Here is a 16,788-nt window from a genome sequence, read left to right as displayed (position 1 = left end):
CTCATCATTCATAACTCTGTTTTTTTGTGCGGTTTTGTTTGATTGTGTCCACGTTGCTGCTGTGGGCTTTGGGGAGTAGGGCGCAGGGAGTTGGACCGAATCAACAGTTTTTTCCCGTCCACGACTTCCGCAATGACTGGTTGGTCTATGATCAGACCTATAAATCCTACGTGCCTTTCATTGACGAACAGCACGCGCTGGTCAATTCGGTCAGCTTTTTTCTGGATGCCGAAAGTAACCGCCGGTACTACCTCCTAATTTCAACCCGCCAGACCGGGTACCTGTTTATTGATGCGGCCCTCAAGCGCAGGCTGAACGCCAACGAGTGGCTGGTCATGAATCTGGATAGTTTATACCGGGCCTACCGCAAACCCGAATTGTTCCTGACAGTCCACGGAAGTCCGGGAGTGGACGATAAGCAGGTTTTCATCGGGCACCTTAAATCAGCGGCTCAGAAAGAAGTCGCAGCCGCCGAAACCCGCCTGAGCATTCTGCCGCGCCGGCCGTCGGCTTACGCAAATTTCTTCACGTTAAGCCTGCTATTTATTGCGGCCCTCAACGCCTATCTTTTTAATTTTCACCACCGGGCCTTCATCCGCTTTTTTGATCTGACGGATCTGCTGTCCATAACCGATCGGGACGAACTATTTCTGGTTAACCGCCCGCTCGGCCTCATCAATCTGCTCTTTTTGCTGAATCTAAGCTTCATAACGGCCTACCTGTACATGATCGTTCAGAGCAAAAACATTGATTTGTTTCTGTCGAGGGCACTGCTGTTGCGCGGACAGAGCCTGTTCGACCTTATTGTTACCTTCTTTGAGCTAAGCGCACTGGCCTTTCTGTTGCTGGTGGCGAAGTATGTATTTATTGCCGTCATTGGCGGGCTGTACCGGCTTGAACAGGTAGTCAATCTGCATTTTTTCAAAGCCATTCAGTCGTCACTAATTTTTTTTACGGCGGGGGCCATTCTGGTCGCCATTCTTTCCGCCAATACACCCGTCAACGCTACCTGGTCGAGTACCTGGCTGATGGTGCCGTTTGTAAGCTTTTACGTACTTCGATTGGCACTCTTGTATGTTGTGATTGCAAACAAAGGTGTTGTCAAAAATCTCTATTTATTTTCGTACCTTTGCATCGTTGAATTGATTCCGTTAACCATTGGGGTGCGGTTCGCCCTGTAGCCAATTAGGCAAGATTTAAACACAAAACGCGAGGTATTCGATGAGTGAGATTTCTGCGAAGTACGACCAGGAAAGGCTGACAAAAGTTGCCAGCATCTTAGTAACCCAAGCCCGACCTGCCGACAATAATTCACCTTATTTTCAGATTGCCGGTAAATACAACCTGCAAATTGATTTTCGCCCATTCATCCAGATCGAGGGCGTCTCCTACAAAGACTTTCGAAAGCAGAAAATCAACATCCTCGACCACACGGCCATTATTTTCACCAGCCGTAACGCCGTCGATCACTTCTTCCGAATTTGTCAGGAAGCCCGGATGGAAATGCCGGCCGATATGAAGTATTTCTGTGTAACTGAGCAAACGGCCAATTACCTGCAGAAATACATCGTTATTCGCAAACGGAAAATTTTCACCGGCAACAAAACAGCCGCCGACCTGTTTGACCTGATTCGGAAGCACAAGAACGAAAAGTTTCTGTTTCCCTGCTCCAACATCCGGGGTAACGACATTCCGGATTTCATGGACACCAGTGGTCTGCACCTGACCGAAGCCATCATGTATGAAACCGTTCCGGCCGACTTATCGGATCTGGATATTAAGTCGTTCGACATCATCGCGTTTTTCAGTCCGTCGGGGGTGAATGCGCTGCGTCACAACTTCCCGGATTTTGAGCAGAACGGCATTCGGATGGCGGCTTTTGGTCCAACCACGGCGCGGGCAGTATCCGAAGCGGGCTTTATTCTGGACATTGAGGCTCCCTTGCCTAACGCGCCCTCAATGGCGGGTGCACTGGAAATTTACATAAAGCAGGCCAACAATCAGTAAATCAATTGCTGCATTGCCGGGCCGTGAAATTGCGCGGGTTGAATGAAGAGGGCACGGATTTCGCTGGAATCTTGGCATCATTCAACCCGCGCAATTATAGTTTTAAACTGTCTCTTTTTATACCAATATTTTTGGAAAAACTCCGTTTAATAGGTAACATGCCGCTTTGGTAGTCTTGCCGCCGAACAGATTGTTGCTCTTTTAGTTTAACGTTCGAATGGCTATCGGAAAATAATCGGTTGATTTGTCTGAGATTATATGAATCGTAAGTTATACGCTGTCTTATTGCTGGTGGTTGGTATGGGATTGGCTTCAACCGTCGAAGCGCAAAATCAGGACCCACAGTTCAGTATGTTCATATTTAATCCGGTGTATTACAACCCGGCCGCCGTTGGCTCGGAGGGCGTTACCCGGTTTCAACTGGTCCATCGAACCCAATACCTGGCTTATCAGGGCACGTACGATGCAGGGGGAGCACCCAGTACCCAACTTTTTTCGTTCAACATGCCGTTGAACAAAATCCGGAGTGGAGTCGGGTTATACGCGGTCAACGAAACATTCGGTCCGCAGGGATTTCAGAAAGTGCAGCTTGCCTACGCGTTTCGGGTACCGCTGAAAAAAGGAACGCTGTCGTTGGGCGCCGAAGCAGGGTTGCACAACTGGTCGATTAACTACGACCGTTTCCGGCCCAACGATCCGGAAGATCCGCTGATTCAGAACGGGCGGGTCAACCAGACCAGACCGGATATTGGAGCGGGGGTTTATTACAACACCGATACCTATTACGTTGGGGCCAGTATGAAACACCTCAACCAACCGGACTATACCGTAGGAACCGATATCGGGCAGAACCCGTTGTACCAAACGGCCTACATCACGGCCGGGTACCGTTACGAATGGAACTACGCCCTTGATTTCATGCCGTCGGCGATTTATAAATTTAATACCGATGGCACGTTTTCGTCGCTGGAGGTAAGCGTGCTGGCCATGTACGATAAGCGTTACTGGGCCGGTTTGGGATACCGTCAGGGGGATGCGTTCAGCGCAACGGCTGGCATCAGTTTATTGCGCAACAATTCCCTGCGGTTTGGGTATGCGTTTGATTTCGTGGTAAGTAACCGCGACGCTAAGAGCCCAACTTCGCACGAAATATTGCTTTCGTATTCACTTCCTGAACCCCGGTCTGGACGAAAACCCATTATTCGAACCCCCCGTTTCCGTTATTGAGATCAGCTACGAAGTTGCTATTGTTTCAGCCTCTGATTATTACGATCAACGTTGGCTTAATTATTGTTAGGCTGTTTAAAGCTAAAGTGATAATTTTGAAAAATGGAGCAGATCGGCTGATAGAACGGATCGGGTGTAACTTTGTACTTTTTCTGAATTATAACTGCATTTAATCAATTCAAATGTACGTATACAATAAATTGCTTTATTTTCGTTCTAAGACTGGTTTGCACGCGAAACAGATTTTAACGTATCATACAACTATGAGTAACAAGTGGTTTACCGGCAACGCAGCCCGTGGGGTGATGGTGGTGGCAACGATTCTGCTGATGCAGGGTTGCGGGTTTATCAAATCCAAATTTGGCGGGGGAAAAGGAAAAGGTGAAGATGTCGGCGTCGTTAACGGTGAGATCACTGCCGGGGGCCGGAAGGGCTGGAAACAAACCACACCATACGGTATGGTATTGGTTCCGTCAGGGTCTTTCATGATGGGGCAGGCCGACGAAGATCTGGCTGCCAGCCAAGCCAACATGAACCGTCGGGTAACGATCAGTTCATTCTATATGGATGACACCGAAATTACCAACAACGAATACCGGCAGTTCGTCAATGCCCTCTTAACGGACTCGGTTTCCGTTCTGGGCGAGGAAGAAATTATGAGCAAGTATTACCCCGATACAACCGTTTGGAAAAACGACTTTACGTACCACAACGGTGACCCGATGCTCGAATACTACTTCTCGCACCCGGCGTTTGATACGTATCCGGTGGTGGGTGTAAGCTGGAACGCAGCGCAGTATTTTTGTAACTGGCGTTCCAATCTGTACAACGATTACCGCACAAAAGAAGGGCAATTTGTATCACCCCGGTTCCGGCTGCCTTCGGAAGCGGAGTGGGAATGGGCTGCTCGCGGTGGACACAACTCGGCAAAATACCCCTGGGGTGGTCCTTACGTAGCCAACGGAAAAGGCTGCTATTTGGCGAACTTTAAACCACAGCGCGGTAATTTCGATGCGGATGGTTATCCTTACACCGCACCGGCAAACGCCTACAACCCGAACGACTACGGTTTGTACAACATGGCGGGTAACGTCGCCGAATGGACGCGCGATGCTTATGCGGAAAATGCTTCAGCGATTGTTTGGGATATGAACCCGGACAACCAGAACGCCGACGAACCGAAGAAAGTAGTACGCGGTGGTTCTTGGAAAGATATTGCTTATTACCTGGAAACAGGAACGCGGTATTATGAAGATGAAAACACCAAACGTTCTTACATCGGTTTCCGCTGTGTGATGGATAATTTCCAGGGAAGAACGGGATCCCGGCGTTAAGCTGATTCTTTCAAACCAGCAATCTTTAACTAATCATAATAATAGACTAATTATTATTTCTTAATACCATGGCTAAAAGTAACGGTTCTAGTGTTTTTTTCGACAGAATTCTTCCAACCATATACAGTGCCGGGGCCGCGGTTGTTGTCCTTGGAGCTTTAGGTAAAATTCAACACTTTGATTGGGGTGGCCCGATGCTAACCATCGGTCTTTCGATAGAAGCCGCCATTTTTGCTCTTTTTGCATTACAAACATTTTTCCAACCCGCTTCAACGGAGCCGGATTGGACGCGGGTCTACCCGGAATTAGCGGATGATTATAAAGGTGAATTGCCAAAACGGAGCCCAGCGCTGCAAAGCAACGGTCTGACAGCGAACATGGATAAAATGCTGGCTGACGCGAAAGTGACGCCGGATGTTTTTGAAAAATTGGGTACGGGGTTGCGCAGCTTCACGGATACCGTTGGCAAAATGCGTGATGTATCTGACGCCACCATTGCCACCACCGAATACACGCAGAATGTACGGCAGGCTGCCAGCTCGATCAACGAGATGAACAAATCGTACGGTGTCGCCGTAACGTCTATGAACGCTATGGCGGACGCTACGCAGGATGCAAAAGAATACCGGACTCAGTTCCAAAAAATTACGCAGAGCATGGGGGCCCTGAATGCCGTTTACGAACTGGAGCTACAGGATACCAACAAGCATTTGAAAGCCATGAACGCGTTCTACAGCAACCTGACAAGCGCGATGGAAAACATGTCAGAAGCAAGCCGCGATACGCAACAGTTCAAAAATGAATTGTCGAAGCTGACTAACAACCTGGCTTCGTTGAACAACGTATATGGCAGCATGTTAACGGCTATGCGGGGTTCAGGCAACGGTGCGAAATAACTTCCAATTTAACTACATTACAGCTTACACTACCATAAACTAATGGCAGGAGGAAAAGAAACACCCCGGCAGAAGATGATCGGGATGATGTATCTGGTATTGACGGCTATGCTTGCTTTGCAGGTTAGTTCGGCCTTGCTGGAAAAATTTATTCTGCTGAACAATAGCCTTGAAACGTCTACGGGTTCAGCCAGCCGAATTAACCAGTCGACGCTCGATAATATCAAAGCTACGGTTGACAAATCGGGTAATCGAGCTTCAGATTTAGCAATTGTAAAGCAAGCCCAGGAAGTTCGTGAAATTACCTCAGACATCGTTGCTCAGTTGGACGCGCTCAAAGAGCAAATCATCAACGAAGCGGGCGGTGGGCTTGACGAACAGGGCAACATCAAAAATCCCAGCGAAGAAACCAAAGTTGGAGCTATCATGATTGGCAACAACAAAAATGGTAAAGCGTACGAGTTGCAGAACAAACTGAACCAGTACACACAGCAATTACAAAAATACAATCCAAATGCGAAGTTTACGCCGTTGGCCGTCGATGCAAAAGATGATCCAATCGCCAGCCGTTCGAAAGAGCAACGTAATAAAGACTTTGCTGAGCTAAACTTTGAGCAGACGCCGGTTCCGGCGGCTTTGGCCGTACTGAGCCAGCGCCAATCGGATGTCCGTCGGATGGAAGGCGAAGTACTGGATTACCTGGCTGGCAAAGTGGGGGCGCAGGATATTAAATTCGACAAAATTTTGGCAATGGTCAGTATGGAGTCGAAGGTTGTAGTAGCCGGTACGAAGTTCAAAGGCCAAATGTTCCTGGCGGCTTCGTCAAGCGGTATCACACCCCGTATGAGTCTGAATGGAGGAGCCGTTCGTGTGGTAAACGGTGTGGGTAACATTGAGTTTACTGCTCAGGGTGGTACCTATGATAAAAACGGTTTGGCGCGTCGTGCACTGACTGGTTCAATTAGCTATCAGGCACCAGACGGTATGAAAACCGTCAACTTTAATCAGGAGTATTTTGTGGCCAAACCGTCGTACGAAATCGAGACGGCTTCTATGCCTCCTTTGTACCTGGGCTGCGCCAACAAACTGAGCATTCAAAGCCCGCAATTAGGGGCCCTGTGGAATCCGTCGTTTACGGCCAATGGAGCCACGGTTCTGGAAAGCGGAGAGCGGGGAAAAATCACGGTTATTCCAACGTCTGCCCAAGTTAGCTTGAACGTTAACAACGGTGGTAGCTTGCTGGGTACAAACCAGTTTAAAGTAAACCGCGTACCACGTCCGACACTGCGAGTGTACGCTGGTGGAGCCGAAATCGACGAGCGCCGGGGTATGCCCGTTTCAGCGGTTCGGTCTATTCAGGTTCGGGCTATTCCTGATGAAAGCTTTAAAAACTTCATGCCGGACGATGCTAAGTTCCGGGTAAAGGGTTTTACGGTTCGTTTGGCTCAGGGAAGCCGTCCCATTGGTCCTCCCGTTACACTGGGGCCTAACGGTGGTTCCATTGGATCATTGGCTTCCGAAGCGCAACCTGGTATGCGGTACAGCATTGAAGTAGAAGGGGTAGAACGTCAGAACTTTAGGGGCGAAATCAGTGAAGTTCCGGTTACTCAAAAATATTATACAATTAACTTGTATTAAGCGTACGAGAACTCACAGTTAATTCGTTATTGTGGAGAAGATTAGCAAAAAGCACAAGGTCATGAAACAGGCGGGAAGTGTAGCAGTTGCTGCAGTGTTGGCAGTACTGGCAGGAGGGGTGGCACAAGCGCAGGAAAAGGAAAGCACCAAAACCAATCCGTTGTCGGTTCGGGAGATCAGTGACAGCGACATCATGATGAAGAAAACATTGTGGCGTCGGGTCGATCTTAACGAAAAGCAGAATCAGGCGATGTTCTCCAAGAACAATCAGATTACCAAATACCTGATTGACGCCGTTAAAGCGGGCGTTTTAGTAGCCTATCCTAACGATTCGGTGAGCACTCCGATGGATGTGAGTAAGTTTGCCGAAAAACTGGCTGTCCCCGATCAGGCAGTCGCGTTGACCGCTGAGGAAAAAGCCGCTGGTTTTGGCGATGAAGCAAAAACCGACGATGGTTGGGGAAACGCGACGCCAAAGGATAAAAAACCGGCTGCCAAGCAACCTGTAGATGATGGTTGGGGAACTCCGACCAAAACGGCAAAAGCGCAACCCGCAGATGACGGTTGGGGAACTCCCGCACCGAAAAAGAAAACGACCGCCAAAAATACGAAAGGAAAGAAAGGGGCTAAACCTGCACCGGTTGTACCCGAACCGCCTAAAGTTGATTCAGCAGCGATGGCAAAAGCGGCATCCCCTTTCAACAGCGCGAACGAACGCCTGGCTGATGAGTACAGCGTTTTGGATATTAAAGAAGACTGGGTTTTTGACCGTAAGCGTTCTCGCTTGTACTTCGATATTCAGACGGTCGGTATTATCATTCCGGCGGATAAAACTCCGTCAGGATTGGAGCAGCCGGTAGCTTACTTTAAGTACAAGGATCTGGATAAACTGTTCCGCAGCGATCCAAAGAAGTTTATCTGGTATAACTTCCAGAACCAGGCTCAACACAAAAACCTGGCCGACGCGTTCGACTTACGTTTATTCTGGGGCCGCATTTATAAAGTATCAAACCCGAAAGATCGGGACCTGATTGGTCAATACGGTAGCGAGCGGGAAGGCTTAATGAAGTCGTACCAAATCGAACAGGAATTGATGGAGCAGGAACATAGCTTGTGGGAATACTAGAACCCCGAGTTTATAACATAGAAAAGGGACGCCGTCGGCGTCCCTTTTTCGTTTTATTGATCAATGGTAGTAAAGTATTCTTTAATCTTCTGGGCTTTATCGTTGCCAACCACGGTGGCTACATCTTCGATGGGTGCTTCCCGGATCTTCTTAACACCCTTAAAAACTTTGAGTAGCTTAGCCGCCGTTTTCTTGCCAATTCCCTCAATATTTTCCAGTTCACTAATCAGACTGTTCCGGCTGCGTTTGTCACGGTGGTAGGTAATGGCAAACCGGTGGGCTTCATCGCGAATGCGCTGAATCAGTTTCAGCGATTCGGATTTCTTATCGATGTAAAGTGGCAGGCTGTCTTCCGGAAAATAGATTTCCTCCAGGCGCTTGGCGATGCCGATGATGGGCACCTTACCGTATAGGTCTAGCTCTTTAAGAGCTTCACAGGCCGCACTTAATTGCCCTTTGCCACCGTCAATAACAATCAAGTCCGGCAAACCAGCCTGCTCGTCCAGCACACGGGTATACCGGCGGGTCACCACTTCGTGCATGGACGCAAAATCGTTGGGACCGATAACGGTTTTAATTGAAAAATGACGGTAATTTTTGGGCGATGGTTTTCCGTCGATGAAGCAGACCATCGCCGAAACCGGGTTTGTTCCCTGGATGTTGGAGTTATCAAAACACTCGATCCGATGCGGCACCGTCTTTAGTTGTAAGTCCTGCTTCAGCCGAATCAAGACCCGGTCTTTTCGGCTGGCATTCCCGGTTGCTTCAGCGGCCGCCCGTTCGGCCCGCTCACGCCGAAAATACAGAACATTTTTCAACGACATATCGAGCAGCTTCTTCTTGTCGCCAATCTGGGGGACAGTGATCTCGGCTTTCAGATCAGCGTCTAACGGAATATTGGTAATAATCTCTTTAGCCTCGCTGCCGTACATGGTCCGAAACTCTACGACCAGCATGGTCAGCAGATCGGCATCAGGCTCGTCCAGCTTTTTCTTAACTTCGACGGTATTGGTCTGGGTGATCGTTCCGTTGACCACCTTCATGAAATTGATGTAAGCCGCCGACTCATCCGAGGCAATCGTGAACACATCGGCATCCAGAATTTTGGGATTGACAACCGTTGATTTGCTTTGAAAGTTTTGCAGGACATGTAGCTTTTCTTTATAATGCTGAGCCTGTTCAAATGCCAGCTGGCTGGCGGCTTCCACCATTCGCTCCTTGAAGTAACTCTGGGCGGGCGAGACGTTTCCTTTCAGGATGGAATGCACCTGGTCGATATCCTTCAGGTATTCTTCTTCACTGATTAACCCTTCGCACGGTCCTTTGCAGTTACCAATGTGGTACTCCAGGCAAACTTTAAATTTCTTCGCTTCAACATTTTCGGGCGACAGATTGAGGTTGCAGGTGCGGAGTGTGAAGAGTTGGCTAAACATCTCCAGCAACGCGTACATAGGCCTTAGTTGAGCGTAGGGTCCGTAAAAGGTGCCCATCTTCCGGTCAATGCGTCGGGTCGTCAGGATGCGGGGAAAACGCTCGTTTGTGACGCAGATGAAAGGATACGTTTTGTCGTCCCGCAGAAGAATGTTATAGCGGGGCTGAAACCGTTTGATCAGCTGATTCTCCAGCAGCAGCGCGTCGAATTCGGTATGAACAATCGTAAATTCAATCTTACGAATCTGGCTGACCAGACGCTGAGTTTTACGATCATGCTGATTGGACTTGACAAAATAGCTACTAACCCGATTTTTCAGATCTTTAGCCTTTCCTACGTAGATGACTTCACCAGATGCATCAAAATACCGGTAAACCCCCGGTTCGTGCGGGACCTTTGCTAATTCTTTTTTATAGTCGAATTCAGCCATGCTTTTAAAAGAAATAAGAACGCTTCTTAGGCACGTTCACTACTACTATAAAACAAACGGATGAGGTTAAAAGTTGTCTGCCGAACAGCCTGGTAAGCGGAGCTGAGCGCTTCGTCGAGCGACTGGGGATGCGTTAAGACCGAGAAGGCCGCCGTCAGGCCCAGCGCAGCAATAGCTTCCGGATGGGCTTCGAGCGTTCCGCAGAGAGCGATAACCGGAACACCCGCCTGATGGGCCTGACCGGCGATACCGCTGATCAGCTTGCCCTGTAACGTTTGGTGGTCAAATTTTCCTTCGCCGGTCAACACCAAGTCGGTATCCGGCAGGTGGTCAGCAAAATGAGTTTGTTCCATCACGAGCTTGACACCTTCTTTTAGAGTAGCGTTCAAAAAGAATAAGGCTCCGGCTCCCAGGCCCCCGGCGGCTCCTGCCCCCGGAACTTCAGCCAATGCAATCCCGAATTGATCGTAAATCAAGCCGGCCAGGTGACGCAGACCCTTGTCCAGAATAGTTATCTCTTCGGCGGATGCGCCCTTTTGAGGGCCATAGATCGCGGCCGCTCCGTTCGGACCGATGAGCGGATTTGTTACATCGCAGGCTACCTCTACCGTTAAACGAAGAGGTTGAGCAGGAGGGAGGATGCGGCTAATTTGGGTGAGATTTCCGCCACAAGGGCGAAGCGGTTCCCCCTGGTTGTCTAAAAACCGCCACCCGAGCGCAGCTGCCATTCCAGTCCCACCATCGTTGGTTGCACTTCCCCCAATGCCGAGAATCAGGTGTGATACCCCCTGTTGCAACGCGTGAAGGATCAGTTGACCCGTTCCGAACGTATGGGTCTGTAGCGGATTGTACTCCTGTGGTTGCAGCAGGCGCAGACCGGACGCCTGCGACATTTCGATAAAAGCCGTCCGTTGGTCGGAGGAAATACCGTAAAAGGCTTCGATGAGTCGCCCGAGCGGGTCCAGTACCGGAACGGGAAGCCACGCACCGGCAGTCGCCAGGGTGAGAACTTCCGCGGTACCTTCTCCTCCGTCGGCCATTGGGAGAGCGATGATGCGGGCTTCGGGGGTGGCCAGCCGGATTCCTTCGGTCATGGCGTCACAAACCTGGCGGGCGGTGAGAGAGCCTTTGAATTTATCCGGAGCCAGCAGAATTTTCATTGAACGGAAAACAAGAAAAGAAGTGAGACAAAAGGCTAAAATATAAAATAATAGACGTGTGAGCGTACCTCACCTTCTACCTCACTTTTTTTCTATTTTCTAATTCAAAATTTCCTCTTCTTCCGACTCCACCACTTTGGGCGGAATGTAGCGCTGGCTGGAGTCGATGGCATACCCGCTGCAATCGAGCGAAAGATTAAACCCATCGGGTTTCCGGAACGGAACGCGGGGGTAGGAGCGTTTCAGGGAAGGGTCCGTGTACACTTTCTGCATGTACATGCCCCAGGCCGGCATCGCCACCCGAGCTCCCTGGCCCAGGGCCATATCCCGGAAGTGAATACTCCGCTCATCGCCACCCACCCACAGGCCCGACACCAGATTCTGCGTCATGCCCATGAACCAGCCATCCGAGTAACTGGAGGTCGTCCCGGTTTTGGCCGCAATTTCATTGCCACCTTCCATCAGTTTGTACTGGGTCCTGAGCCGCTGCGACGTACCATCGGCGTCTTCTACGGCCCCCCGCATCAGATACAGCATTTGATACGCTGTATTGGCGTTAATCACCAGCTTGTTTTCGGCAAAGAAGCTCGTCAGCAGATTGCCGTTTTTGTCCCTTATTTCCAGAACCGTCAACGGTTTTACCCGATAACCGGCGTTGGCAAAGGTGCAGTAGGCCGCCACCATTTCGTATACCGATACATCGCTGGTGCCCAGACACAGGGTAGGATTCGCCGTCAGGTCGCTCTCAATCCCCAGTTTGTGCGCGTATTCGACAACGGAAGCCGACTTGGCCTGCTTGATCAGCTGGGCGCTTACGGAGTTGATGGAACGACCCAGCGCCTGCCGCAGCGACAGGGGCTGGTAACTCCACTTGTTGTTGGAATTGTGTGGGACCCAGGGCCGTGGGCCGTTGTTGTCTTCGTACGGTTCGAAGCGCACTGGTTGGTCGGTAACCCGATCACAGGGCGTTAGAAAGTTTTTGTCAATGGCCGTCAGGTAAACAAACGGTTTGAAGGTCGATCCGGGCTGGCGCTTGGCCTGCTTAACGTGGTCGAACTTAAAGTACTTGAAGTTGATACCGCCCACCCAGGCTTTGACGTGGCCGTTGCGCGGGTCCATCGACATAAAGCCTACGTTCAGAAACCGCTTGTAATACCTGATCGAATCGAGCGGACTCATGACGGTGTCCTTCTCATTCCGGCGGCCTCCGTACACAAACACTTTCATCTTGACGGGTTTGCGCATTTCGGCCCAGATTGCCTTTTCATCATCGCCGTATTCGCGTTTCAGGGCAATGTAGCGGGGGGTACGCCGGGCAGCCTGCTCAACAAAACCGGGAATCTCGCGGAATTTGCCGTCTTTGGCCTTGAACACCCACGGGTTGCGCCCACGCCAGTGTTCGTAAAATTTCCGCTGCTGCTCGCGCATGTGCTCATATACGGCTTCTTCGGCGTACTTCTGTAGCCGCGAATCGATGGTGGTCCGGATTTTCAGACCGCTCGTGTAGAGATCTAGCTCCTCTTCGGGATGAGTTTCGTTGTAGTTGTCCAGCCACTTCTGAATATCCTCCCGGATCACCGAACGAAAGTAAGCCGCCCGGCCCGTGTTCTGGTTTTCAATGTTGAAGTCCAGGCTGATCGGTTTCTGCTTATAGGTATTGAATTGATCATCGGTCAGAAAGCCGTACTTCCGCATCTGAAACAGGACCACATTCCGGCGCACCTGCGAGCGTTCTTCGTAGAGCCGCGGATTGAAGCGGGAAGGGTTCTGAAGCATACCCACCAGCAGAGCCGCTTCCTCCACGTTCAGTTGCCAGGGCTCTTTGTTGAAATAGGTTTTAGCCGCCGTCTTGATGCCAAAGGTGTTGTTGCCAAACGATACCGTATTGAGGTACATCATCAGGATTTCCTGCTTGGTGTAGTTGCGCTCCAGCCGCACGGCCAGAATCCACTCTTTGGTTTTGTCGATCAGCACGCGCACGTAAGGTATTTTGCCCAACAGACCGCGGAACTTCTCGGTACGGGTCTCAAAGAGGTTTTTGGCAACCTGCTGCGTCAGGGTGCTTCCGCCCCCCGAACTGCTGCGGCCGGTCAAAACCCCGTTGACAGCCCGGAAAATACTGCGGGCGTCGATGCCGGAGTGCTTCATGAAACGGGCATCCTCGGTGGCCAGCAGAGCCGAAATGACGTTGGGAGAAACCTGGGAGATTTCGATGGGCGTCCGGTTTTCCAGGTAATACTTGCTGAGGAGCACCCCGTCTTCGGTGTAAATTTCGGAGGCCTGATAGCTCTGCGGGTTTTCGAGGGCCTTCAGGCCGGGCATACCGCCAAACAGCCACAGAAAGTTAAAGCTAACGGCAACAATATACAGAACCAGCAGCAAAATACCGGCCAGGGTCCATTTCCAGAGTCTTGCAATCAGGCGCCGATACAACCCCGGTTGTAGCTCAAACATAGAGAGAATAAGAAATTAAACTTTAGATTACGAAACGCTTCCGCATTTGCCAAAAGTACGCATTTTAACCAAAAACGCTATTTTCGTTTGGCGGTAGGTTGCTCGGCGGCTACCTGCATTTCTTTCACTTTCGGAAGCAATGGGCTGGTCGGGTAATCGCGGATGAACTCAATCAGGGCCTGACGGTAGGGCTCAACCCCCCGGACTTTTCCAATTAGAATGACCCGCAAAACGGCCATTTTATCTTCAATCAGGCTGCCTGTCAGGGCACTCATGGAGGCTTCGGCCCGGCTCAGGGCTTCGCTTAAATTGTTGGCTTTATACAGGTTGTAAACCTGCGTGTAGGTTCGCTGAGCCTCACTTTCGCCGGTAGCCGTGTGCGTTTCGTTTGTACCCTTTCCAACCTGGCGGGCATACGAGGAGGTCGGAAATTCGGCCAGCAATTTTTCCTTCCAGCTTGACGGGCGATTCAACTGGTCGTTCGAAAGCATCAACAGGTAGTAAACTTCCGGTTTGACAGGTGTGTTCGGATACCGGCTCAGCAATGTTTCAAACGTCGGAATGGCCTGGTCGGGCTGGTTAAACTGAAATTTATACAACTTACCCAGCCGGTAATACGCTTCTTCCAGCCGTTGGTTAGACTGCTTCAACGCTTCAGGCGTTAAGGGAAGACTGGCGTACAGAGCGTCTTTCTGCGCTCTCCGCTCCGATTCCGACAAGGTAGTCAGCGTACTGTTGGTACCATCGGAAAGGGGAGCATTGGGTAACGAACCGGTCTGCGGGGCGGGTTCGGCCAGCGCCTGAGCGGCCGTTTCTTTCTGAATCCGTCGCCAGTTGTCTTCCAGCGGCCGGTTACCCCACTTCTGGTTGAACTCCGCCCGTCCTTGCGTAACAAGGATCGGATTGTACAATACCCACCGCTGATCGGCCGGGATGTCTGAGGTCGTTGCGGGGCGGTTAGCCGCCTGAGCCGCCAGGGCCTGTGCCTGGGCGATCATGTCCTGCTGTTGTTTCAGCTTCAGATCGATAACCTGATCCAGCTTGCGGTCCAAAGCCGCCGGATTCAGTTGGGCGAGCCGTTGCAAACTGTCCTCTACCTGAATGGTCTGCTGCTGCTCCACCAAATCATCCAGGGAAACTTTCCGATCGGCCAGAGCCCGGTAATCGGCCGACTGCTGGGGCAAGAGGGCCAGGGCACTGTCGAAATAGGCTTTGGCGGTCGGAAAATCCTGCAGATTCTCAAAATACACCCGGCCCATTTCCTGATAGGTATAGGGAATCTGGCTGGTGTTGGTGGTCGTTTCCTTAATCGACTTTTTCCAGTATTCGATGGCTTTGGGGTAGCGTTGGTTGCGGGCTTCCAGCAAACCCATCGTATAATAAATCTTGTCGCGCAGGTCGTTATTCTTGCGGTCGTTCAGCATTCGGCTAAACCGTTCGCTACTGGTTCTGCCCCCCTGAATAGAATAAATAGTCGCGTAAAAGGATTGTTCGTAATTCGGGCTGTTTCGCAATACCTGCCGGTAATGCTCCAGGGCCTGGTCGGGCTTTTTGATCAGATCGTACATCTGACCCGCGATCAGGTGCAGTCGGGCCGTCGTTTCGCCCTTTTTCAGGAGCGGAAAAGTGGCATCCAGCAGGGCCGCCGAAACGGCGTATTCCTGTCTTTTCTGGTGCAGATAAGCTTTGGTCAGGTAATAATTCCTCGTGTTTATCGTGTTCAACGGCTGAGCGCGCAGGTATTCGGCCACGTTTAAGCCGTTCGTGTAATCTCCAACTTCAATGTACGTTCGCATCAGACCAATCAGCGCTTCGTGTTTTTCGTCCACGCCTTCGCCTTTCGTGTTAACGTACTTAAAAACTTCTATGGCATTGCCGTAGTCCTGGCGGTATAAACGGGCCATGCCGAGGAGAATGTAGCTGTCGTCGAGCCACTTGCTGTTCTGGTGCCGTTCGGCAACCAGCGATGCTTTCTTGATGGCGTCGTCGAGCTGCGCCCTAACCGGCTCTAATTTTGTAGAATCGAGCGGCAACAGAATGGGCAGCGGCTGGTTATAATTTTCCTGATAGGTCTTGAGTCGATACCGTTCCACATCCCGGAGTCGGTCGCGGGCGATGAGGTAAGCGTTGAAGCGGGCGTTCAAATTATGGTAGGCAACCGGTAATTTTTTGGTGCTATATTGTGAACAGCCACATAGCCAAACCGTCATGGCAACCCAGAAAAGGTGGGTCCGCGACCAGCCAGGAATGGAATGGCAAAAGATATATCGGTTGAAAAACCTGCCTTGCATGGAAAAAAGTGAGATTCTTGGTAACCGGCCAAAGGCTTTTTACCTTCGCGAAACCAAACCTACTTAGTAACGTCGTTCGCGTAAAAACCGTATCGAAAAACGTGCCACTCAGACAAAAATACGAAATTACTTCCATCAAAAACAGAAGGCAGGCTATATGGAAACCGATCAGCCAAATTCCGACGAACCTAAAAAACCGTTTAAAGAAGATCCCCGACGCGCTAATACGTTTATTCAGTACTCGTCTATTGGTTTCCAGATGCTGGCTACCATTGGTCTGGGAGTTTGGGGCGGTTTAAAACTGGATGAATGGCAGGGCAACCAGAAACCGATCTGGACGCTGGTGTTGTCGCTATTTGCGATTGGTTCATCCTTGTACCTGTTTATCCGTAGTTTACCCAAACAACCTTAGTATGTTACCAAGCATTGGGTTTACCGCCCTCCTGGCAATTGTATTTTTTATAGCCGAGCAGTACGGAGCCGCCGTCTGGCTGCATCCACACTGGAAATACATGCTTATTTTTTTTCTGTGCATCTCATTTCTGCTTCACCGATTGATGGATATTGGTTTTCAGAATAATCGTGAAAAATTCGTGGAGTTTTACATGGCGTCGATTGTGGCCCGGCTGGTTTTATGCATCATCTTTGTCGGCGTCTTTCTCTGGCAGGGCGTTGGCGCGAAGAAGCTGTTTGTTCTGGACTTTCTTGCATTATATATATTTTATACGGCCTTTGAAATCTACATTTTGAATCGTAACTTGCGACGCGATTTGTGATATATGCCATCCACTTC

The 16,788-nt window shown here is 50.4% G+C and carries 13 protein-coding genes; 9 read left to right on the top strand and 4 right to left on the bottom strand.

The genetic code is table 11. From position 1 onward, the window contains the following. Window positions 1-26 precede the first annotated feature (26 nt). From OQ371_RS02685 to porN, 7 genes are all read left to right on the top strand, one after another. Window positions 27-1,181, top strand: coding sequence for a DUF4271 domain-containing protein (locus OQ371_RS02685; protein ID WP_265992213.1), 1,155 nt, complete (start codon window positions 27-29; stop codon window positions 1,179-1,181). 40 nt (window positions 1,182-1,221) lie between these two features. Beyond that, on the top strand, window positions 1,222-2,007 hold the full coding sequence (locus tag OQ371_RS02680; RefSeq protein WP_265992212.1) for a uroporphyrinogen-III synthase: 786 nt from the start codon (window positions 1,222-1,224) through the stop codon (window positions 2,005-2,007). A 258-nt stretch (window positions 2,008-2,265) separates the two neighbouring features. Then, a complete protein-coding gene (locus OQ371_RS02675; RefSeq protein ID WP_265992211.1) occupies window positions 2,266-3,234 on the top strand; it encodes a PorP/SprF family type IX secretion system membrane protein in 969 nt (322 codons plus the stop codon). Window positions 3,235-3,497: 263 nt separating this feature from the next. Beyond that, complete coding sequence (gene porK / locus OQ371_RS02670) at window positions 3,498-4,568, top strand: T9SS ring complex lipoprotein PorK/GldK (RefSeq protein WP_265992209.1); 1,071 nt, start codon at window positions 3,498-3,500, stop codon at window positions 4,566-4,568. Window positions 4,569-4,636: 68 nt separating this feature from the next. Continuing rightward, the gene (porL, locus tag OQ371_RS02665) at window positions 4,637-5,464 is read left to right on the top strand and encodes a type IX secretion system motor protein PorL/GldL (protein WP_265992208.1); all 828 of its coding nucleotides are present in this window, start codon (window positions 4,637-4,639) and stop codon (window positions 5,462-5,464) included. 42 nt (window positions 5,465-5,506) lie between these two features. Further along, on the top strand, window positions 5,507-7,102 hold the full coding sequence (gene porM, locus OQ371_RS02660) for a type IX secretion system motor protein PorM/GldM (RefSeq protein WP_265992207.1): 1,596 nt from the start codon (window positions 5,507-5,509) through the stop codon (window positions 7,100-7,102). 61 nt (window positions 7,103-7,163) lie between these two features. Continuing rightward, window positions 7,164-8,228, top strand: a complete 1,065-nt coding sequence (gene porN, locus OQ371_RS02655) for a type IX secretion system ring subunit PorN/GldN (protein WP_265992206.1) — start codon at window positions 7,164-7,166, stop codon at window positions 8,226-8,228. Between the two features lie 53 nt (window positions 8,229-8,281). On the opposite strand, the gene uvrC is transcribed toward porN, so the two are convergent. The 4 genes from uvrC to porW form a co-directional block, all read right to left on the bottom strand. Then, entirely contained in the window at window positions 8,282-10,090 is a 1,809-nt protein-coding gene (gene uvrC / locus OQ371_RS02650; RefSeq protein ID WP_265992205.1) for an excinuclease ABC subunit UvrC, read from the bottom strand. A gap of 26 nt (window positions 10,091-10,116) precedes the next feature. Then, the gene (locus OQ371_RS02645; protein WP_265992204.1) at window positions 10,117-11,250 is read right to left on the bottom strand and encodes a glycerate kinase; all 1,134 of its coding nucleotides are present in this window, start codon (window positions 11,248-11,250) and stop codon (window positions 10,117-10,119) included. A gap of 99 nt (window positions 11,251-11,349) precedes the next feature. Further along, the gene (locus OQ371_RS02640) at window positions 11,350-13,704 is read right to left on the bottom strand and encodes a penicillin-binding protein 1A (protein WP_265992203.1); all 2,355 of its coding nucleotides are present in this window, start codon (window positions 13,702-13,704) and stop codon (window positions 11,350-11,352) included. A gap of 77 nt (window positions 13,705-13,781) precedes the next feature. Then, window positions 13,782-15,914 carry a type IX secretion system periplasmic lipoprotein PorW/SprE gene (gene porW, locus OQ371_RS02635; RefSeq protein ID WP_265992202.1) on the bottom strand — a complete coding sequence of 711 codons (2,133 nt, stop codon included), beginning with the start codon at window positions 15,912-15,914 and terminating at the stop codon, window positions 13,782-13,784. Between the two features lie 238 nt (window positions 15,915-16,152). Between porW and OQ371_RS02630 the strand changes: the two genes are divergently transcribed. Next, window positions 16,153-16,407, top strand: a complete 255-nt coding sequence (locus OQ371_RS02630) for an AtpZ/AtpI family protein (protein WP_265992201.1) — start codon at window positions 16,153-16,155, stop codon at window positions 16,405-16,407. Between the two features lies 1 nt (window position 16,408). After that, on the top strand, window positions 16,409-16,771 hold the full coding sequence (locus OQ371_RS02625) for a hypothetical protein (protein ID WP_265992200.1): 363 nt from the start codon (window positions 16,409-16,411) through the stop codon (window positions 16,769-16,771). The last annotated feature ends 17 nt before the right edge of the window (window positions 16,772-16,788 follow it).

It is taken from the genome of Larkinella insperata (genome assembly GCF_026248825.1).
GTDB lineage: Bacteria > Bacteroidota > Bacteroidia > Cytophagales > Spirosomataceae > Larkinella > Larkinella insperata.
The sequence above is the reverse complement of the archived record's forward strand: the minus strand, read 5'-3'. Positions and strand labels throughout refer to the sequence as shown.

Excerpts from the sequence above, each read along its gene's own strand:
- OQ371_RS02680 (WP_265992212.1), top strand. The coding sequence starts at position 1,222 with ATGAGTGAGATTTCTGCGAAGTACGACCAGGAAAGGCTGACAAAAGTT.
- OQ371_RS02675 (WP_265992211.1), top strand. The coding sequence starts at position 2,266 with ATGAATCGTAAGTTATACGCTGTCTTATTGCTGGTGGTTGGTATGGGA.
- porK (WP_265992209.1), top strand. The coding sequence starts at position 3,498 with ATGAGTAACAAGTGGTTTACCGGCAACGCAGCCCGTGGGGTGATGGTG.
- porL (WP_265992208.1), top strand. The coding sequence starts at position 4,637 with ATGGCTAAAAGTAACGGTTCTAGTGTTTTTTTCGACAGAATTCTTCCA.
- porM (WP_265992207.1), top strand. The coding sequence starts at position 5,507 with ATGGCAGGAGGAAAAGAAACACCCCGGCAGAAGATGATCGGGATGATG.
- porN (WP_265992206.1), top strand. The coding sequence starts at position 7,164 with ATGAAACAGGCGGGAAGTGTAGCAGTTGCTGCAGTGTTGGCAGTACTG.
- uvrC (WP_265992205.1), bottom strand. The coding sequence starts at position 10,090 with ATGGCTGAATTCGACTATAAAAAAGAATTAGCAAAGGTCCCGCACGAA.
- OQ371_RS02645 (WP_265992204.1), bottom strand. The coding sequence starts at position 11,250 with ATGAAAATTCTGCTGGCTCCGGATAAATTCAAAGGCTCTCTCACCGCC.
- OQ371_RS02640 (WP_265992203.1), bottom strand. The coding sequence starts at position 13,704 with ATGTTTGAGCTACAACCGGGGTTGTATCGGCGCCTGATTGCAAGACTC.
- porW (WP_265992202.1), bottom strand. The coding sequence starts at position 15,914 with ATGACGGTTTGGCTATGTGGCTGTTCACAATATAGCACCAAAAAATTA.
- OQ371_RS02630 (WP_265992201.1), top strand. The coding sequence starts at position 16,153 with ATGGAAACCGATCAGCCAAATTCCGACGAACCTAAAAAACCGTTTAAA.
- OQ371_RS02625 (WP_265992200.1), top strand. The coding sequence starts at position 16,409 with ATGTTACCAAGCATTGGGTTTACCGCCCTCCTGGCAATTGTATTTTTT.